At 44.8% G+C, this 19,567-nt stretch carries 13 protein-coding genes; 10 read left to right on the top strand and 3 right to left on the bottom strand.

Annotated elements, in window-relative coordinates:
* The 3 genes from ACE1CD_RS18675 to ACE1CD_RS18665 form a co-directional block, all read left to right on the top strand.
* Nucleotides 1-189 (top strand): zinc ribbon domain-containing protein (locus tag ACE1CD_RS18675; protein WP_374791499.1); only part of this gene is annotated, 189 nt, incomplete at its 5' end.
* A gap of 104 nt (nucleotides 190-293) precedes the next feature.
* Nucleotides 294-1,355 (top strand): fatty acid desaturase, encoded by a 1,062-nt coding sequence (locus ACE1CD_RS18670; protein WP_374791497.1) that lies wholly within the window; start codon nucleotides 294-296, stop codon nucleotides 1,353-1,355.
* 165 nt (nucleotides 1,356-1,520) lie between these two features.
* Nucleotides 1,521-2,045 carry a hypothetical protein gene (locus ACE1CD_RS18665; protein WP_374791495.1) on the top strand — a complete coding sequence of 175 codons (525 nt, stop codon included), beginning with the start codon at nucleotides 1,521-1,523 and terminating at the stop codon, nucleotides 2,043-2,045.
* A gap of 78 nt (nucleotides 2,046-2,123) precedes the next feature.
* On the opposite strand, the gene ACE1CD_RS18660 is transcribed toward ACE1CD_RS18665, so the two are convergent.
* On the bottom strand, nucleotides 2,124-3,347 hold the full coding sequence (locus ACE1CD_RS18660; protein ID WP_374825996.1) for a glycosyltransferase family 4 protein: 1,224 nt from the start codon (nucleotides 3,345-3,347) through the stop codon (nucleotides 2,124-2,126).
* 436 nt (nucleotides 3,348-3,783) lie between these two features.
* Between ACE1CD_RS18660 and ACE1CD_RS18655 the strand changes: the two genes are divergently transcribed.
* The 5 genes from ACE1CD_RS18655 to ACE1CD_RS18635 all read left to right on the top strand — a co-directional run bounded on the left by ACE1CD_RS18655 (nucleotide 3,784) and on the right by ACE1CD_RS18635 (nucleotide 11,374).
* The gene (locus tag ACE1CD_RS18655; protein ID WP_374791491.1) at nucleotides 3,784-4,545 is read left to right on the top strand and encodes a hypothetical protein; all 762 of its coding nucleotides are present in this window, start codon (nucleotides 3,784-3,786) and stop codon (nucleotides 4,543-4,545) included.
* 145 nt (nucleotides 4,546-4,690) lie between these two features.
* The gene (locus tag ACE1CD_RS18650) at nucleotides 4,691-5,515 is read left to right on the top strand and encodes a transcription factor RcaD (RefSeq protein WP_374825995.1); all 825 of its coding nucleotides are present in this window, start codon (nucleotides 4,691-4,693) and stop codon (nucleotides 5,513-5,515) included.
* Nucleotides 5,516-5,577: 62 nt separating this feature from the next.
* Nucleotides 5,578-7,644, top strand: a complete 2,067-nt coding sequence (locus ACE1CD_RS18645) for an ATP-binding protein (RefSeq protein ID WP_374825994.1) — start codon at nucleotides 5,578-5,580, stop codon at nucleotides 7,642-7,644.
* Nucleotides 7,645-7,650: 6 nt separating this feature from the next.
* Nucleotides 7,651-10,260 (top strand): DNA translocase FtsK, encoded by a 2,610-nt coding sequence (locus ACE1CD_RS18640; RefSeq protein WP_374825993.1) that lies wholly within the window; start codon nucleotides 7,651-7,653, stop codon nucleotides 10,258-10,260.
* A gap of 184 nt (nucleotides 10,261-10,444) precedes the next feature.
* On the top strand, nucleotides 10,445-11,374 hold the full coding sequence (locus ACE1CD_RS18635; RefSeq protein ID WP_374791483.1) for a ParA family protein: 930 nt from the start codon (nucleotides 10,445-10,447) through the stop codon (nucleotides 11,372-11,374).
* Between the two features lie 130 nt (nucleotides 11,375-11,504).
* On the opposite strand, the gene ileS is transcribed toward ACE1CD_RS18635, so the two are convergent.
* A complete protein-coding gene (gene ileS, locus ACE1CD_RS18630; protein ID WP_374825992.1) occupies nucleotides 11,505-14,927 on the bottom strand; it encodes an isoleucine--tRNA ligase in 3,423 nt (1,140 codons plus the stop codon).
* Between the two features lie 195 nt (nucleotides 14,928-15,122).
* Between ileS and ACE1CD_RS18625 the strand changes: the two genes are divergently transcribed.
* A complete protein-coding gene (locus ACE1CD_RS18625; protein WP_374791479.1) occupies nucleotides 15,123-16,436 on the top strand; it encodes a polysaccharide deacetylase family protein in 1,314 nt (437 codons plus the stop codon).
* Nucleotides 16,437-16,512: 76 nt separating this feature from the next.
* On the opposite strand, the gene ACE1CD_RS18620 is transcribed toward ACE1CD_RS18625, so the two are convergent.
* Nucleotides 16,513-17,439, bottom strand: coding sequence for a Ycf66 family protein (locus tag ACE1CD_RS18620; protein WP_374791477.1), 927 nt, complete (start codon nucleotides 17,437-17,439; stop codon nucleotides 16,513-16,515).
* Nucleotides 17,440-17,754: 315 nt separating this feature from the next.
* Here ACE1CD_RS18620 and gndA point away from each other — a divergent pair, with 315 nt between their 5' ends.
* Nucleotides 17,755-19,260 (top strand): NADP-dependent phosphogluconate dehydrogenase, encoded by a 1,506-nt coding sequence (gene gndA, locus ACE1CD_RS18615; RefSeq protein WP_374791475.1) that lies wholly within the window; start codon nucleotides 17,755-17,757, stop codon nucleotides 19,258-19,260.
* Nucleotides 19,261-19,567: the final 307 nt, after the last annotated feature.

Below are 19,567 nucleotides of genomic sequence, written 5' to 3'. Positions count from 1 at the left end.
CAGGTTAAAAATTCGCTCTCACTCAAAGAACGGATATTCAGGTGTCCTGAATGTGGGTTTGAATGCGATAGAGATTTAAACGCCTCCATTAATCTGGAGAGAGCGGCCAGCTCGGTCGTGTCAGCCTGTGGACTGGTTGGTTCCGACACCACCAGAATGAAGCAGGAAGAAAATGGTAACGTTTGTTAGCGTTTTTGGAGCGGTAAAACACATCATCAGCACAGCCTGTATGCTTCGCATACAGAAATGGGTACTTCACCTTTACTGGCATTTGGAGACCTCTAAATTTATACATGACTGCATCGACGATCAAAGCACAGAACCAGGCATTGACTCTTAACCCTTCGGAGTTACGCCTCAGACATATATTGAAAACTCTGCCGCGCGAAGTATTCGTCAAAGATCGGCGAAAAGCTTGGACATCAGTTGCTATCAGCGTTTTGCTGGCTTGCCTGGGTTATGTGAGCATCGCCTTTTCACCCTGGTTTCTGCTGCCATTATGTTGGATTTTTACGGGTACGGCGCTGACTGGTTTTTTTGTGATCGGTCATGACTGCGGCCATCGGTCATTTGCCAACCGACGGTGGGTGAACGATTTGGTGGGTCACACAATGATGCTGCCTTTAATTTACCCTTTCCACAGCTGGCGCATATTACACAATTATCACCACGCTCACACTAATAAGCTAGATGAGGATAATGCTTGGCAACCTTTTAAGCCAGAGTTTTATGGCAGTGCGGGACGCCCGTTGCAGTGGGGTTATCAGGCAATCCGAGGCTGGTTTTGGTGGGTGGGTTCGATCGCGCATTGGGCTCTGTTGCACTTTGATTGGTCGCGATTTGAGGGCAAACAGCGATCGCAAGTGAAGTTCTCGTCCCTACTGGTGCTGGTAACAGCTGCTATTGCTTTCCCGATCCTCATCGCCACGCTCGGTATCTGGGGCTTCGTCAAGTTCTGGTTAGCACCGTGGCTGGTTTACCATTTCTGGATGAGTACCTTTACCTTGGTACACCATACAGATCCAGAAATTCCCTTTAAGCCAGAAAGCGAGTGGAACGAGGCTATGGCCCAACTAGCTGGCAGCGTTCACTGCGACTACCCTCGTTGGGTAGAAATTCTCTGCCACGATATCAACGTTCACGTTCCCCATCACCTTTCTACTGCCATTCCTTCCTACAATCTCCGAATGGCTCATCGCAGTTTGAAACAAAATTGGGGAGAGTATTTACGGGAATGCCGCTTCTCTTTGTCTTTAATGAACAAGATTGTAAGCGAGTGCCACTTGTATCATCCACAGGAGAACTACGAATCTTTCCAAAGCTACAATTCCAGTCTCAGAGACAATAAAAAATAAACTGTAGTTAAAAGCAATTCCGTTTTAACTAAAAAACGCCCAGTTGCTTAAGCCGCTGGGCGTTTTCCAGATTGTAAAATTTATTTGTGGATAGAAGGGTTTCCCAGTCACTACTCGCTAGACTACGGCCAATACAACTTTTGAAATTCCCAATAGTTTCTTGGCATGACACAACCGATACCCAAGCAATCGCCGACTCCCCCAACTGAAAGTAGACGCCTCAACCTTCATGATGTCTACACTTGCCCCGTTTGTCGCTACGGGCAGCTTTCGGTACTGACTCTCACGGAATCTTTTGCTTGTAACTTTTGTCGCCATATTTTCACGACTAACATTAAGGATCAGTTGCTGATAATGGCTGATAGTTCGCAGCCAATGGCTTGGCGATGGACGGGTCGCAACTGGAAAATAGCTCATCAGAAGGATTCTGAGCTAACAGCAGTCCTTTGGCTGCTGGGAACGGCTTTAGTAATTTTTCCGACCCTAATAGTTGGTATTTCTGCTTATGTTTTTCCTACCGAAGAGGGAAGTTACGGTGCTGGGCTTCCCAAGTTTTGGATCGGTTTGACTTTTGTTTCCCATCTCTCTTTTGTAGTTTGGCTGCTAGCCGAAAATTATCAATTACCTTATTACATGGTATTGAAAGTCAAGTTGCGAGAATTCTTAAGTCGTAGAGAAGAACGAAATTAAAATTGTAGATTGGTTTAAGCGAAGTGCGAAACCCAACAAGAATTACATCCGTGTTGGGTTTCGTTATTTAAACACAACCTACTTTTGCAATACCTGTTCGTAAAGTTGACCGGCGCGTTCCCAAGTGTATTCTGTTTCTACAAGCGATCGCCCATTTTTCGATAGTTCTTCTCGCAGTTTGGTATCTTCAAATAAGCGAGCGATCGCGCTCACATATTCTTCGATGCGATTTGCTCGCAAGGCGCGTAAGGGTACGTCGGGAGTATCGACGGCTAGTCCTTCCAAACCGCGATCGCTCGCTACTACCGGTACTCCAGCTGCCATTGCTTCTAGGGTTTTATTCTTAATACCATAACCCGCCCGCAATGGCACAACACAAACTGTACTCGCGTGCAAATAATCTGCCATTGAAGGAACTTTACCCGTAACGATAACTCCGGTGCGCTCCCCCAGTGCCAAAACTTCTGCTGTGGGACGTGCGCCCACAATGCTAAAAGTTGTATATGGGTAACTTTTTTGCAGTTCTGGCAATACGTCTAAAGCAAAAAACCGAGCGGCGTCGATGTTGTGGGTAGCGTCCATTGCGCCAACGAATATTAGTTTATGTCCTCCCGGATCGGTGGTACGATCGGGAAATAGTTCTAAATCTACGCCATTGGGAATGACTGGGATTTGCGCGTCGGGACGGAGTTTGAGGAATTGCTGTTTGTCGTCTGCGGTGGTGACGACGATGCGATCGAATTTCCCAGAGTAGCGTTTCTCGTAACGTTTTAATAGTAGGATAAGATAAAGCCGATCGCGCAAAGCATTCGGTGACGCTCCCATTTCCAAATGATCGCGAATCCACCCATAAACCGAACTGTGAATATCGACAACTGTCTTAACCGATTTGCGAAATTCAGGGCGAACGTAAATTTCATTAACGCTATGTTCGCACGTAATAACATCGCATTTGCCAGCTTTGACAAACTCATCTACCCAATTTTGAATTTCCGGTGAGTAGCGATATAAAACATTCGGTGGCGTTGCTTTGAGGACTGACTCCGCGAAACGTACCGTTTTGCCGAATAATCCTTTGATTCCCCCTTGTTTTGGTTCTGGCGGTAAGGGAAAAATTACCAGGTTGCTTACCCATTGACGCAGTTCTTCTATTTCTGTATCTGTTACTCCTGCGTGGCGTTGAGTCACCACTGTGATGTGATGGCGCTGGTGCAGGTATTTGAGCAGGTTGAAAGTTCTGATTTCCGTTCCCCCTCGGCTGGGTGGATAGGGGAACGTGGACGAGAGCATGAGAATATTCATACAAGTTACTCAAATAGAAGTCCTAATGGCAGTGATTTGATAGACATTAGCCTATACCTATCTGATTTGGTATTGTCGCTGTGTCCGAAATTACCTTGACGAGAGTGTAGTAGCAGATGAAGGTGATTTATCGCCACTGGGAAGCAAGTGGCCGGAGTCTTTGCGGAACAGATGCAGTAAAATCATCCTCACACATAGGCTAATGGAAAATACATCTATCTTAGGATAGTAGTTTTTATCTGAATGTCTATACAGCCAGTTTGACATTGTTAGTTTACTCGGATATAACTGTTGTAATAAACTGTATTTTTTGTGTAGTGTTGGCAGAGATTTTGCGTCGATCGCGCTATGCCACGCTCCCAAAAATAAACAGGTAACCTCCAAAATATCGCTTGGCTGTATTTTTTTTATGAATTAGAATTTTCAAAAACAAACAATGACTTCATTAAATATGTACGATCTGGGTGCTTTAGAAAAAAATTGGTTTCAGCAAAAATTTGAGGTACGCTCATTTTTAAGTCTTCATCCAAAATTATTTTTCCCATTAGTAAAAATAGCTGGAAAAAACCCCTGTCAAGCAGTAGGAAAACATACTGAATTAGTGATAGAAGGATTTCCACGTTCTGCAAATAGTTTTTCTATTGGTGCATTTCAATCTGCTCAACCTCGTCGCATTGCATTGGCATCGCATTTACACGCGCCTGCCCAAATAATACGTGCTACCCATCTTAATATACCAACTCTGGTTTTGATCAGAAAGCCTGTGGATGCTGTAGTTTCTCTGAGATGTTTGGAGTTAGAAACAAATTATTTAAGTTCATCTCGAAATCCTGCATTAGATATCCCTTTAGAAAAGTATTTTAGTAATTGGATATCTTTTTATACGAGGATAATGCCCTATAGGTCTCGTTACGTTGTAGGTTTATTTGATGAAGTTACCCAGGATTTTGGTAGAATAATAGAAAAAATAAATCAACAGTTTGATACAAATTTTACCATTTTTAACCATACGAAACAAAATGTAGAAAAAGTTCACAAAGAGCAAGGATTTCATTCTGGCCCTTCCAAAAAGCGTCAATTTTTAAAACAAATAGTTAGACAAGAGCTAGAAAGTGATGAGATTAAATTTATGATTAATAAAGCCAATGCCATATATTACCAGTTCGAGATATTTGCTGGTAAATATTTTTTTTATTAAGTAACGCAAGTTGCGAGTTATTTGCTTTCTGGGTATCTTGTTGGGTTCATATCCCTGTTATCCCTCGCATCAAGGGGCTAAAGCCCAACTACGTACCTAATTTTAGCTTTCGAGTTATTCTAATAAGTTAGATAAAGGTGAGTAAATGGAAATTAACAACCTGAAGTTCCTGCTGAAATTGCTGGGTTGTCCTAATTATAGGTCATCCCTTTCTGCTGCCATTTTCAAAGAATTTAAAGGTAAGGACAAAATTTGTCGAGAGTTGGGGGAAGAACGGGAACTGATCGACTTTTCCCGCGCAATTGCTGTCGTTAAAATTTTACCTCCCGGTCGCGCTCTGCTGAAAATAGATGCCTCCCAGTTACCGATTGCAGACAAAGAGCTGAAGGTGCTGGAGAAAATAGGTAAAGCTTCTGGAAACATCAAAACCAGCGCTATCAGAGTGCTGAAAGTGGCAGAAAGAGAGGAGATATTAAAAAATCTAGCCGATCGCGGCCTGATTAAAGCCGAAAATAAACTCAAACCCCAGAAAGCCGAGGTATGGCTGACTCAGCGAGGACTGGAATATTTGCGGGATGACTACAACCCCAAGGGTTCTGCAACCATTAGCCTGGATTTGGTGAAAAATTACCTGAACTTTTTGCGAAAATCCTTCCGCGAAAAGTCGGAAGTAGTATCGCCGCCAGTTACACAGATAGATAAGCCTAGCGATGATGAGATTTTAGAGATAATTCGAGATTTAGATAAAGAATTGGGGACGGAAAATTATTTGCCAATTTTTCACCTGCGGCAGAAGTTACAACCGCCTCTATCTAGAGAAGAATTAGATCGATCGCTTTATCACTTGCAACGCGACGATCGGATTGAGTTGAGTTCGCTGGTAGATACGACGCCTTATACTCCAGAACAAATTGACGCCGGAATTCCCCAAGATATCGGCGGGCCACTGTTTTTTATCATCGCCAACTAGCAATCTACTCGCCAACTATTGGCATTCTAAAAGCAGTTACCAAGTTTAAAGGAAGTTTCAGTATGGCATCCATTGACGAGATTATTCGACGCGAGGTTAATCCCTTTGACCCCACCACTTTTAAACCGGGTAACTTTTGGAGGGAAAAGCAAGACTCAAGATTAACAGTAGATTCAATTCATCAAGAGGCGATCGCAGAAATTGAAGAAGTTCTCGACCTGGTTGCCAAAGACCATCGCAGTCGCACCCTACTCCTTACTGGCGATACAGGTTCTGGCAAAAGCTATCTCTTAGGTCGGCTAAAACGCGCTTTCAACCGCAAAGCTTTTTTTGCCTACATTGGGCCTTGGCCTAACAACGACTACATCAGGCGTCATATCCTGCGCTATACCGTTGATAGCTTAATGCAGGTTTCAGAGGGACAAAAAGATTCACAGCTGATGCTATGGCTGAAAAGTCTATCTGCTTTCACGAAGCGCAGTCTAAAACAAAGAATTTTTGATGATAGTGTCTGGCAATTATTACGCAGCAATCGGCAAAAATTTATTAGACACCTGAAAGATTCATACAAAGAAGCAGGAATTTATAATGCTGATAGTTTTTTTGGAGTGCTTTACGACCTCACAGATCCAGAATTGTATCCCTTGGCCTGCGAGTGGTTACGAGGAGATGATTTAAGTGAAGAGTCTCTGCAAGAATTAAAAATTCGACGTTCTATTGAAACAGAAGAAGCTGCCTGGGAAACTTTATCAAATTTAGGCAGAATTTCTACTGAAACTCAGCCGATTGTCTTGTGTTTTGACAATACAGAAACAGGCATAAATTCCGAAGGTGATTTTAATCCACAACCTTTTTTTAACGTTAACACAACTATTCATAATGATGGTCTAAAAAACTTTTTGATAGTTATCAGCTTCCTTACCGATGGCTGGAAGCGAGTTATAGATCGCATACAAATGTCTGACAAAGCTGGGATTCATCGAGAAGTTCATCTAAAACGTATTAATCTAGATCAAGCAGAAGCACTGTGGGCTTTTAGGTTACAGCCACTTCACTCTCAAGCTAAGCCTCAGCCTACTTCCTCAATTTTTCCTTTAACTCGCCAAGCACTAGAAATCAAATTTCCTGGTGGTAAAACCGATCCCAGGAATACACTAATTCTGGGTGGGCATTTGTTTGATAAATACAAAAAATCAATAATTGCTCCAATTGATAAAGATGATGAGCTTGATGAGGGTAATAATCGTAATAATGGTAATAATGCTAATGATGCTAATGATGCGAATGACAAGGTTTTAGCAGCCTTCAAATTAATCTGGCAGGATGAATACAAAAAAGCTCAGGTAAAAATTACCAAAATTAGCCTGTTAGCAGCACCCGAACTAATTCGGATGTTGGCAGAAGCTTTAGCTGCCTTACAATTTCAGGGAATTAAACCTAAACTATTAAGTGGAAAGTACAGCGGTCATTCCCTCAGTTATGAAAACCCTAATCAGCAAAAAAGGATAGGAATAGTCTGGACAGAAGACCCCAGTATGACTAGCTTTGTTCATATTATGAATGCTTGCCAGAAAGTGATTCAACAAAATGCTTGTGAAAATCTGTATCTGATTCGTGGTGTGACAGTAGGGAACGGAAAACTTGCCGGATACCAAATATACAAACAAATTTTCACAAATTCTCAACATCGTCATATTAAGCCAACTTTATCTTCTGTTCACTACTTAGCTGCATATCACAGTTTGGTTAATTCGGCACTTGCCAATGAATTGGTAGTGGCAGGCAAACCCGTCAGCTTGAAGGAATTAGAAGCTCTAATTCGCGATGCGGAAATTTTGGATAATTGTACTTTATTGCAGGAATTAGGTAATCTGCAAAAAGCAGATATTCCAACAAGTAATGAGGCTAATTTAAAGGACGTTGGAGAATTTTTACTTAATGTAGTCAAAACTCAAGGATATTTAAGTAAAAATACTTTAAATAAAAATGCAGTCAGGAAATTTTCTGAAGTCAATCAAATTCAAGTTGAGCAATTGATTCAGCAGCTAATTAAGGAAAATAAAATCCAACTTGTTAATCCTAACGATCCGCCAAAAGACCATTTAGTATGCTTTATACCTAAACTTTAGTATCTCATGCCTTATCTAAATGAAGCTTCTGAAATAATAGCCATAATCAACAAATTTGTATCCGCAAAACTCATTTTTGCAGATACAGAAGTGGCTGACTGGAATACCGCCTATCCGAGATTATCTCTGATTCAGGTGTTGGCAGATACTGACAATGTTAATGCCGATCGCGCTTATATTCTAGATGTATTAGATAAACCGGATTTGGTAGCATATTTTGTCAACCAAATCATGATTAATGCGGAAATTGAAAAGGTTTTTCACAATGCCAGTTACGATCTGAGATTTCTGGGGGGAAGCAAAGCGCAAAATGTGACTTGCACTTTGAAGATGGCGAGGAAAATCACACGCGATCGCCTTTCTGTGTCTAACCTAAAACTCAAAACTTTAGCAGCAGAACTTTGTCAATTTACCAATATAGATACAGACGAACAAGCAACCGACTGGGGACGGCGACCTCTAACTGAAAAACAGCTAAAATATGCCAAATACGATACAGTTTATCTAGCTCACGTACATCGGCGTTTATTAAAAGTAACTAATTCTCATTATACCACTTCAGAGGAGAGCGCATTAATGCCGCGATCTGAAAAATCCGAAAATACTTCTTTTAGCGTAACCAAAGTCAGAGTTGCGTTTGAATGTCCGCGTTTATTTTATTTGAAGCAACATTTTGATGGAAATACGCAATTTTTGCCGGACGATCGCACTAAAGGAATTGGTACTATATTCCACAAACTAGCAGAAGAATTTATCAGTACTGCTAAGCGGGAACCGCAGTTTCAAGGTTTGTTCGATCCACCATTAGAACAATTGAAAGCGGATGCGATCGCTACTCAAATCCAACAGTTATTTTACATACAAGTATTCTATCCTTCCTATCTGCAACCAGCTATTCAACAACAAGACACCAACCAAGCAACGGCGCTGCATCAAATTTGGCAGGGATTAACCAAACTGATTCGTCACTGGACTGAACTATTGATTAAAAACCGCCGCTATTGTCGTGCAGATGCGGTGATTTCTCGCACTTTAGTGACGGGAGAATTCAGCCTCGAACATAATTTCAATTTACCAAATGGAACGCAACAGAAGGTAATCGGAAGACTCGATAGTTTAGTTTTCGATTTTGAGAAAAATCGCCTTTGTGTAGTCGAGTACAAAACTTACGAACCTGTCGATCCTTCAGCACAATTAGCGCAAGTCTCTCTCTACAGCTATATGCTGAAAGAAAAGAAAAGCGTGCCAGTTGATTCGGCGGTTTACTGCGTTTTTCCAGAATTCAAAGAATATCGCTATTCCTGGGAACAACTGGAAAATACAGTTCATCAGGTTATTCCTCATAAATTACAGCAAATGCGAGAATGGTTGAGTTGGAAATCACCTCATCCCAATCCGCCGCCACCAACTCCCCAAGCGCACCTTTGTCAGATTTGTCCTCAGCAAGAAAAGTGTCAGAGTTTTTTTACGGTAGAAAGCAGTCAACCTAGTCCTTCTGAAGATGGGATATCTTCTCAAGCATTTGAGAAAAAGAAATCTCAGACACCTAAAACGAAAAAGCAACCTGCACCAACTCCCGACGCCGATGCGATCGCACAAAAGTTAGTGGCAACTCTCAAGTCTTTTGCTATTAACGTTGATTACCAAGGTGCAGCGATCGGCCCAGCTTTCATCCGCGTTAAACTCAAACCTCAACTTGGCGTAAAAGTTGTCTCTATATTAAATAGATATGCCGATCTACAGGTGCAATTAGAGTTAGCTTACCCGCCGATGATTGCACCGCAAGCGGGATATGTCAGTGTAGACTTACCGCGAGTCGATCGTCAAATTGCCAAAATCGAAGATTACATCCAGCATCAACGATTACCCGCAACAGCACCTGTAAAAATTGCTATTGGCGTAAATCTTGATGGCGAATTAGTAGAAGCAGATTTATCCGATCCGAATACCTGTCACTTTTTGGTAGGCGGGACAACTGGTAGCGGTAAAAGCGAGTTTTTGCGAAGTCTTCTCCTCAGTTTACTTTGGCGACACGCAGCCGATCGCCTCAAAATTGCCCTCGTCGATCCCAAGCGCGTAACTTTTCCGGAATTTGAAGGGATACCCTGGCTATATTCTCCTGTGGTAAAAGATAGCGAAAGTGCGATCGTCCTGATGAATGAGTTAGTTACAGAAATGGAGGAACGTTACCGTCTGTTTGAAACTGCTGGGTGTCCGGATATCAGTTATTACAATCTGCAAGCAAGTAAACCCCTACCCCGCATAGTTTGCATTTTTGATGAATATGCTGATTTTATGGCGGAAAAAGAAATTCGCAATGCACTAGAATTGTGCATTAAACGTCTCGGCGCGATGGCGCGAGCAGCTGGTATCCACCTGATCGTCGCTACCCAACGCCCAGAAGCTAAGGTTGTCACCCCGCTCATTCGCTCTAACTTACCGGGGAGGATTGCATTGCGTACCGCGAGTGAGGCAGATTCAGTTATTGTGCTAGGTGGCGATCGAAAAGCAGCTGCCTACCTGCTGGGAAAAGGGGATCTACTCTACCAAGTAGGATCGCATCTACACCGATTGCAAAGCTTGTTGGCTACAATTATCGAATTGCCCCAAAGCTAGGGTTCTCTAGCCACAAAAGGCATCGTCAAATGATTCGTCTACCTCCGTGGGAAGATTTCAGTAGCTAACGCCCTTTTGCCCCGTGCCCAAAGATATTAAATTTAATTAAGCATCCATCCTGGGATTGCCAGAATACCTAGACCAACCTTGCTATGTAGGGCGTCATCTTGAGAGGACAGAACGAATGGGATATATCATTTCCACTGCCAACATGAAAGGCGGCGTCGGTAAGACGACCCTCACCGTAAACTTGGCCGCCAGTTTAGTAAAAGATTTCGGTAAGCGGGTTTTGGTGGTCGATTTGGACAATCAAATCAGTGCCACTCTCAGCTTGATGTCCCCACAGGACTTTTCTAAGCGCCGGAGAGACAAAAGAACGCTTAGGCATTTGGTAAACAAGGCAATCAAACCCGATATTAAATTATCGATACCTATTCAGGATGTAATTTGCCCTTATATTTGTTCGATTAAAGATCTGGATTTATTGCCGGGAGATCTCGATCTTTATGACGAATTTTTAGTATCGGAAATGCTCTATGAAAAAGCAATTCATGGAGGCCAAAATAACTTTGAACAAGTTTGGATTCGCTTTGAAAGAAGACTGGTACAACACATTTTAACTCCAGTCATTAAAGACTATGACTTTATCATCCTCGATTGTGCGCCAGGGTATAATCTCTTAACTCGTAGCGGTCTTTTGGCGAGCGATTTTTATATATTACCTGCCAAGCCAGAACCATTATCCGTGATCGGTATTCAGTTGCTGGAAAGACGACTTGCCCAACAGAGAGAAATTCATAAAGACGATCCGGTCAATATTCAATTGCTGGGAATTGTCTTTACGATGTCCGGTAGTTTGCTAACGGGAAGGTATTACCAGCAAGTGATGCGCCGAGTCAATGAAGATTACAGCGCTACAAAACTATTCAAAACTCGCATACCAGTTGATGTCAGCGTCTCGAAAGCTGTCGATACTTTTATGCCGGTTGTTCTATCGAATCCCAACTCTTCTGGTGCTAAAGCCTTCACCCAATTAACGCAAGAATTTTTACAAAAGATCAGCGTTATTACTACGGTGAAGCAAAACCCAGCCAAGTTTGATTTGGGAGAATGAGGGTTGATATGGTGTCCGGTTGTATCGGTAGTTGCAAGCCTCAGCTAATCCTTATAAACAGGGGATGCCTTGAAAACAATAGGTTGGGTTTCGTTACCTTAACCCAACCTACTAAGCTACTATGCCCCTTTTAAAATTCGCCGCGTAGTGCGGGAATACAACGTTCGCACAAGAGGGGATGCAGTGCTGATTTGCCTACATGAACTGAGTAGTTCCAGCAGCGATCGCACTTTTCTCCTTCTGCTTTGACTATACCCACAGTTACACCGTCAAACTGTCCTTTGTACTCGACTCCTGACAAAGGATCTGGCGAGTCTAGCAGTTCTACTTGAGAAGCAATAAACAAGTAACGCAGTTCGTCCACACCCTTATTTGCGATATTGGCGAGATCGCTATCTTGTGAAGATATTGCAGGCAAAGTTTCGACAAGTGTTTCTGTAGTTACTGTAATGCTATCTGCTGCTTGTACGATCGCTTTTTCCCGTGGGGTAGTTCTACCGACTACCTCATCTTTGAAGGATTGAATGCGATCGAATAAAACTTCCCGATCCGCTACTTTGAGCAAATTACGACTTGCAAAACGCAAGCAGTAGATAACTCCAACCAGTGTAAATAAAGGTTCTAGCGCCGGGATGCGATTAACGGCGTTTAACATGGAGGCGATCGCATAAAGCAAGGCTACCACTGCGACAATTAAGCCGAGACTTGTCAGCAGTTTTTGGTTGTCTTGCAGAACTTCGCCCAAATTATCTACCCATTCAGACACCACAGCAGATACACGATCCGAAAACTGGTTCCATTGCTCACTGTATGTTTCTTTTGTGGTTACCTGAATCGGTATTTCTGTTTCTTCTTCTTCAAGTTCTCCTGCTGCGATTTCTGCTGGTAACTCAACTGTAGGATTCATATCCTGCAAGCGTTGGCGTAACTCTGCATCTTCAACGTAGAGCAACACTTTTGCTTCCAGAGAAGAACCGATCGCATCAGCTTTTCGCGCTTGTTCCATTACCTTATTCACATCACCCCGCATCTGCCGCAATTCTTGCCAAAATGCAGCCAATTCGGGATTTTTCCACCGTTCATCTAATTTAACCCAGCCGGATTCAAATACAGATTCGGCAGGCTTCGGATAAGGTAGATACTGCCAGATATCTTCTGCCATATGGCACAGAACGGGTGCGATCGCTCGTGCTAAATTCTCCACAGCAATAGCTAGTACCGTTTGACAGCTGCGTCGGCGGAAAGAATCGGGTGCGCTGATATAAAGCCGATCTTTCGCCATATCCAAATAAAAGTTGGATAAATCCACAACGCAGAAATTCTGCACCGTTTGGAAAAAGCGAAAGAATTGGAAACTTTCAAACGCTTCTGTGATTTCTGCAAACACCTCTGTCATGCGGTGCAGCATATAGCGATCGAGATCCGGCAATCGATCGTAAGGAACTGCATCTTTTGCTGGGTCAAAATCGTGCAAATTACCCAACAAGAAACGCGCCGTATTGCGGATCTTGTTTCTGACATCTCCCAACTGCTTGAGGATGTTTTTACTGATCGGCACATCAGAAGAGTAATCTACCGAAGACACCCACAAACGCAACACATCAGCACCATAAGGCGGCTCTTCTTTTTGATTTTTACCGCCCTCAATTACCACCCTTGGATCGATGACATTCCCCAGCGATTTACTCATTTTGCGGCCTTGTTCGTCCAAGGTAAAACCGTGGGTCAGCACCGTTTTATATGGTGCCATATCATTATTTGCCACACTTGTCAATAAGCTGGACTGGAACCAACCTCGGTGCTGATCCGAGCCTTCCAGATACATATCGACTGGGTAGATTAATTCCGGTCGCTGTTTTGCCACCGCCGCCCAAGACGAACCGGAGTCGAACCAGACATCCATCGTATCGGTGCCTTTGCGGTAGGTGCGACCGTTTTCGCGGTACTGGGGGGGCAGCAGTTCTGGTACGGAGAGTTCCCACCAAGCATCGGAGCCTTTTTCGGCCACAATCTGTTGGACGTGAGCGATCGTCTCTTCAGTTAGTAGCGGTTCGCCGGTTTCTTCATCGTAGAAAACGGGAATTGGCACACCCCAACTGCGCTGACGGGAGATACACCAGTCAGAGCGATCGGCCACCATTGGCGTGATGCGGTTTTCTCCTTGAGCAGGAATCCATTTTACAGATGCGATCGCTTTAAGCGCCTCTTCCCGGAAACCTTCCACAGAAGCAAACCACTGTTCCGTAGCCCGAAAGATCGTCGGTTTTTTCGTGCGCCAATCGTAAGGATACTTGTGGACGTAGGGTTCTTCCTTCAGCAAGCTACCCACTTCTGCCAAAGCTTTGATGACAGCAGCATTACCATCACCCAAAACGTTTAAACCGACAAACTGTCCGGCTTCTTTTGTGAAATTGCCATCATCATCAACTGGCGCGAGGATCGGCAGATTGTAACGCCGACCGACTTGATAGTCTTCTTGACCGTGACCCGGAGCTGTATGTACCAATCCCGTACCCGAATCCGTGGTAACGTAATCGCCGCCGATGACGATCGGACTTTCGCGATCGAACAGGGGGTGACGGTAGGTAGAACTTTCCAGCGACTTACCGGAACCCGTCGCCTTCACGGTTAACTCAACTCCCAGAATCGACGACAACCGCTCTACCAAATCTGCGGCGACGATCAGATATTTAAACTTCCCTGGTATTTCCCCGGCTGAGTTTGGGCTAACCTCCACCACTGCATAGCTGAGGTTGGGGTTAACTGCGACAGCGAAATTTCCCGGAATTGTCCAGGGAGTCGTCGTCCAGATAGCCACTCCCAACTCCGGCAAATATTGCTCCAACGCCGATCTTAACGGCGGAGCCAAACTGACCATCGGAAAAGCGGCGTAGATGCTGCGCGACGTGTGAGTGGGACGACCTTGGTTATCTTCCGGATATTCTAATTCTGCTTCTGCCAAAGCCGTTTTGGAACTCGGACTCCAGTGAACTGGCTTGAGACCGCGATAGATGTATCCTTTGAGTAACATTTGACCGAAAACGCCGATTTGTGCGGCTTCGTATTCCGGTTTCAAGGTTAAATAGGGATCGTCCCAATCGCCCCAGACCCCAAAGCGCTTGAAGCCTTCGCGTTGTTCGTCCACTGTTTTGAGGGCGAAGTCTCTGGCTTTGCGGCGCAGTTCCAAGGGTGTGAGGTTTTGCCGTTCGGCTGCTTTCATATCCTGCAAAACTTTCAGTTCGATCGGTAAGCCGTGGCAATCCCAACCTGGAACGTAACGCACCTTGCGCCCGCCGAGCAGCTGATACTTATTGATAATGTCTTTGAGAATTTTATTCAGGGCGTGACCCATGTGCAGCGACCCGTTGGCGTAGGGTGGCCCGTCGTGCAAAACAAAAATATCGCCCGGATTGTTTTGCGACAGTTTTTCGTAAATTTTATGTTCTGCCCAAAATTTTTGCAGCTGCGGTTCCCGCTTGATAGCGTTCGCCCGCATATCAAACTGGGTCTTGGGCAGATTGACGGTATCTTTATAGGTTTTAGATTCTGTCACAGTGGGATACCGGAATATAGTGAAGACGTTTTGCAACCATTATCCTTGAGAAATTCACCTACCTTCAAGGGGAGGAAAGATCGAGGTTTGAGTTTTTGGCTGAGTTTTACGACTGATGTGGCACAATCGATCGCGAAAGTTACGGTTTAGACAGCAATCTGGTATTGTTGGCAACGGTGTTTTGAGGAGCAATCAGTGTATTCAAATTATCAAGATTACCAAGATCGAGTGTCTATCTTTGAGCTAGCCCAACTGGGCAACACCCAAGCGATCGCTTACTGGATTAACAGCCTTCTAGTTTCTCAAGACATTTACGTGCGCGTCCAAGCGGCTCGCAACGGCAGTTTGCAAATCTTTGTGGAATTGCCTTGGTTACCTCAAAACCAAGCGGATCGCCAGAAATTACGCGATCGCTTGCTGCGGTACATCTGCGATCGGCTGGGCAAACTGAATTCCAAATATATAAAAATCATCGAAATTATCGCAAGTCTTGCCGGATATAGAGATGTGCTTTGGAAACAGTCTGTGCGACTGGTCACCCAGGCTAACGGCGGTAAATTACAAAACACTTCTAAACTAAGTAGCCGTAGCAAAAAACACACAGATGGCATTAACTTTAAAATTTTTCGTTCTATCTTTCTGTGTTGTTTAGCACTTGCCAGCTTTATCTTTATCTACAAAGCCAACAACTACAAAGCTGCAAACACTCCCACTACAGAACCGCAATCTGAAACTTTAAGCACCGTAGATGTGTCCCCCACACCTGTAGCTTCGCCACCGACAGCGAAAGAAGAAGAAAGCAAAAAGCTTGTATTTTCAGCACCAGCCCAATTTCAAGGGCAAATTGTTCATGAAGTACAACCAGAACGAAACGAGAAAGCGATCGCTCTCACATTTGATGATGGCCCCTGGCAAAACACCACCTTGCAAATCCTGGAAATCCTCAAAAAACACAATATTAAAGCCACGTTTTTCTGGATCGGGAAGCATTTAAAACAATATCCCCAAGTTGCCCAAAAAGTTGTAGCTGACGGTCACGCCATTGGCAACCATACATTCGATCACTCTACCCGTAAGATGAATTCGTCAACTGCCGCACGAGAAATTGACGAGACGGATGAACTGATTTACGAAACAACTGGCGTGAAAACTTTGCTGTTTCGTCCCCCTGGTGGCATTTTGAACAACGGGGTCGTCACTTACGCAAAAAAGAAAAAATATACCATCTTGATGTGGTCGGTTGACTCCCGCGATTACCGCGTCCACCAAGCATCGAAACTTGCCAAAAATGTGCTAAATTTCCCCAAGTCTGGCGGCATTGTGCTGCTGCACGACGGCGGCGGCAATCGATCGGCCACCGTGCAGGCATTACCGAAAATTATTACCACTCTCAAAGAGCGCGGCTACAAATTTGTGACGGTGCCGGAGTTGTTAGCGTCTGCAAAAAAGGCCAAGAGTCAAAGTAATAGAGAGCAGGGTCGCGGGGTCGCGGGGGAGCAGAAGAATTAATTTAATATTTTCCCTAGCCCCTAGTCCCTTTTCCCTTTCCCCTAGCCCCTAGTCCCTTTTCCCTAGCCCCTAGTCCCTAGCCCCCAGTCCCTTTTCCCTCTCCCGCTTCCTTCTCCGCGATCCCTGTAGCTTCTTCCACCACTTCCGGAGAAGGTGGATGGGGTCGCTTCAATTCCGGTATATCACCTGCTGGAGAAGGCTGGGATGGGACATACGCTGTAGCGTCAGAAATGTCAGATGCCGATGACTTTCGATCGGCAGGATCTCCTATCCCCAGCGGTTCGGCTGGTGGGGCTATTTCTATCTCCGGAGCGATGTTTTCGATGCGATTCGATGATTCAGCGGAATCAGCTTCCGGGTAAGTTTTCAGCGTTTCCGCTGGCGGTGTTGAGGTAGTTACCCAAGCTTGCCAATCTGTTTGGGGTGTCTCTACTGTGGGAGTTCCGGGAGCGATCGCTTCAGCTTCCAAGTCCGCATCCAGCGCTTCTCCTGGGGCGACAGGGCGACTGGGAGGCTGCGTCTTTACAACAGTTGGCTTAGCTTTCGGCTTCTTTGGTGCAGACAGCCTTGCCTGAACTTGGTTTTTAGCGCTCGCGAACAACCCGCCGATCCTTTGAGGTAGCTGGGAAACACCTTGAGGAACGGATACATTTGAGAATTTCGATTGTAGGTTGCCTTTGAGAGAATCTACTTGGGCGAGAACCTTTTCTGCGGCAACTTCGCCGCTGGGTATTTCTGTCTGGCGATCGACAGGAGTCAGTTGCCGCCGCAATGTCAAGGTTTGCCAACCAAACCAACCTAAAAGCGCAACGCCAGCTATTTGCCCGATCAGGACACCGCCGGTAATCCGTCCGGCACACACCCATAACATCAGAGCATAAAATAATCCAATTCCACTCCAATAAAAATCACTCTTGCGGTGGACTTCTGGCAAGAAGAAAGCGGCAAGATAAATGCCCAAGCTACCAAGGCCGACAGCTAGTGCCAATATGTACGTAAGCATATGGCCGAACCCCCCTGCGGTGTCTAACGACTTCTACTCGGTCATTTTACCTTGTAGGGCACATTCACAAGTTTTCTGTTTCCAAGAAACTGAGAAAGAGGGAAAGTCAAAAGTCAAAAGTCAAAAGTCAAAAGTCAAAAGTCAAAATTAAGAATATCTTTGCGCTCCCCTGCTCCCCCGCTCCCCCGCTCCCCCACTCCCCCACTCCCCCACTCTCCCTCTCAAAAGTCTTAATTTCTTCTTCCAGGACAAGATTGGGGGATCGGGCTACCCTGAAGGTGAACTAACCCAAAAGAAGAGTTAGCAAAAAGTCTTATGGCACTACAAAGCTTTGGTGTGATCGGTTTAGCCGTCATGGGTGAAAACTTGGCGCTGAACGTCGAACGCAACGGTTTTCCGATCTCAGTCTACAACCGCACAAAAGAGAAAACAGATGCCTTCATGGCGACACGGGCTCAAGGTAAAAATGTTGTAGCCACTTATACCATTGAGGACTTTGTAAAATCTCTAGAACGTCCCCGTAGAATCTTAATCATGGTGCAAGCAGGTGGGCCTGTAGACGCCGTGATTAACCAGCTCAAACCTTATTTGGAAGAGGGGGATATTCTCATCGATGGCGGTAACTCTTTGTTTGATGATACCGCCCGTCGTACCCGCGAATTAGAACCAGCCGGTTTCCGCTTTGTCGGTATGGGCGTTAGCGGCGGTGAAGAAGGAGCGCTCAATGGCCCCAGCTTGATGCCAGGAGGTACAAAAAGCTCTTACGAATACCTAGAGCCTATTTTCGCTAAAATTGCCGCGCAGGTGGATGATGGCCCCTGCGTGACCTATATCGGCCCCGCTGGTGCCGGTCACTATGTCAAAATGGTGCATAACGGCATTGAGTATGGCGATATGCAATTGATTGCGGAAGCATACGATCTGCTCAAGAATGCGGCGGGACTAGACCATAAGCAGCTGCACGAAGTTTTCGCCGAATGGAATACTACTGAAGAACTCAATTCGTTTTTGATTGAGATTACGGCAGATATTTTCAACTACATCGATCCCGATACCAATCAGCCACTGGTTGAAATGATTTTGGATGCGGCTGGACAAAAAGGCACCGGTCGCTGGACGGTACAAAGTGCTTTGGAATTGGGCGTCGCTATTCCTACAATTACGGCGGCAGTTAATGCTCGGATTATGTCTTCTTATAAGAAAGAACGGGTAGCAGCTGCTGCGGTTTTAACTGGGCCTTCCGGAAAGTATGAAGGAGATACGAAAACCTTTGTCAACCAAGTTCGGGATGCTCTTTACTGCTCGAAAATCTGCTCTTACGCTCAGGGTATGGCTCTATTGAGTTCGGCGTCAAAAGCTTATTCTTACGATCTTAACCTGAGCGAAATTTCTCGGATTTGGAAGGGCGGCTGTATCATTCGCGCTGGTTTCTTGAATAAGATCAAACACGCTTTCAAGGAAAATCCCGAATTGCCTAATATGCTGTTGGCTCCTGAGTTTAAACAAACTATTTTGGATCGCCAGCAAGCGTGGCGGGAAGTGATCGCGCAGGCGGCAAAATTGGGAATTCCAGTGCCGGCATTTAGCGCTTCGTTGGATTATTTTGATAGTTACCGACGCGATCGTTTGCCCCAAAACCTTACCCAAGCTCAACGCGATTACTTCGGTGCCCATACCTACGAACGCATTGACAAACCAGGCTTCTTCCACACCGAATGGACTAAGGCTGCGGAAGAATCCGTACAAACTTCCACACCTCGACCTCTGCAAGCCCAAGAACCACAAACGGCTGCACGCACTACCGTAGGTTCGGCTGAATAAAGTTGTAGGGTGGGCAAAAGCCCACCCTTGTTTTCTGGATTTTTGATAAAACCAATTTGAAGGAATTACTGCTATTGAGTTAGAATTTAATTCTTGCCACACCTTAGATGCCAATTGGTAGTGTATTTTAGTGGCATTGACGCTCGAATTATCCACCACTTTACTCAATTTATTGCTTGCAGGATTATTAACTAAAAATTGTGGCTTTTCCGTACTTAGTGTGCTAAATTCATTTAAATTTATCCTCTAGGCTTTGCTATGTTAGGTTTTGAACTTATTTACACGCTTATTTCGGCTATGAAACGTT

The organism is Aerosakkonema sp. BLCC-F183 (assembly GCF_041929145.1).
Taxonomy (GTDB): domain Bacteria; phylum Cyanobacteriota; class Cyanobacteriia; order Cyanobacteriales; family Aerosakkonemataceae; genus Aerosakkonema.
The sequence above is the reverse complement of the archived record's forward strand: the minus strand, read 5'-3'. Positions and strand labels throughout refer to the sequence as shown.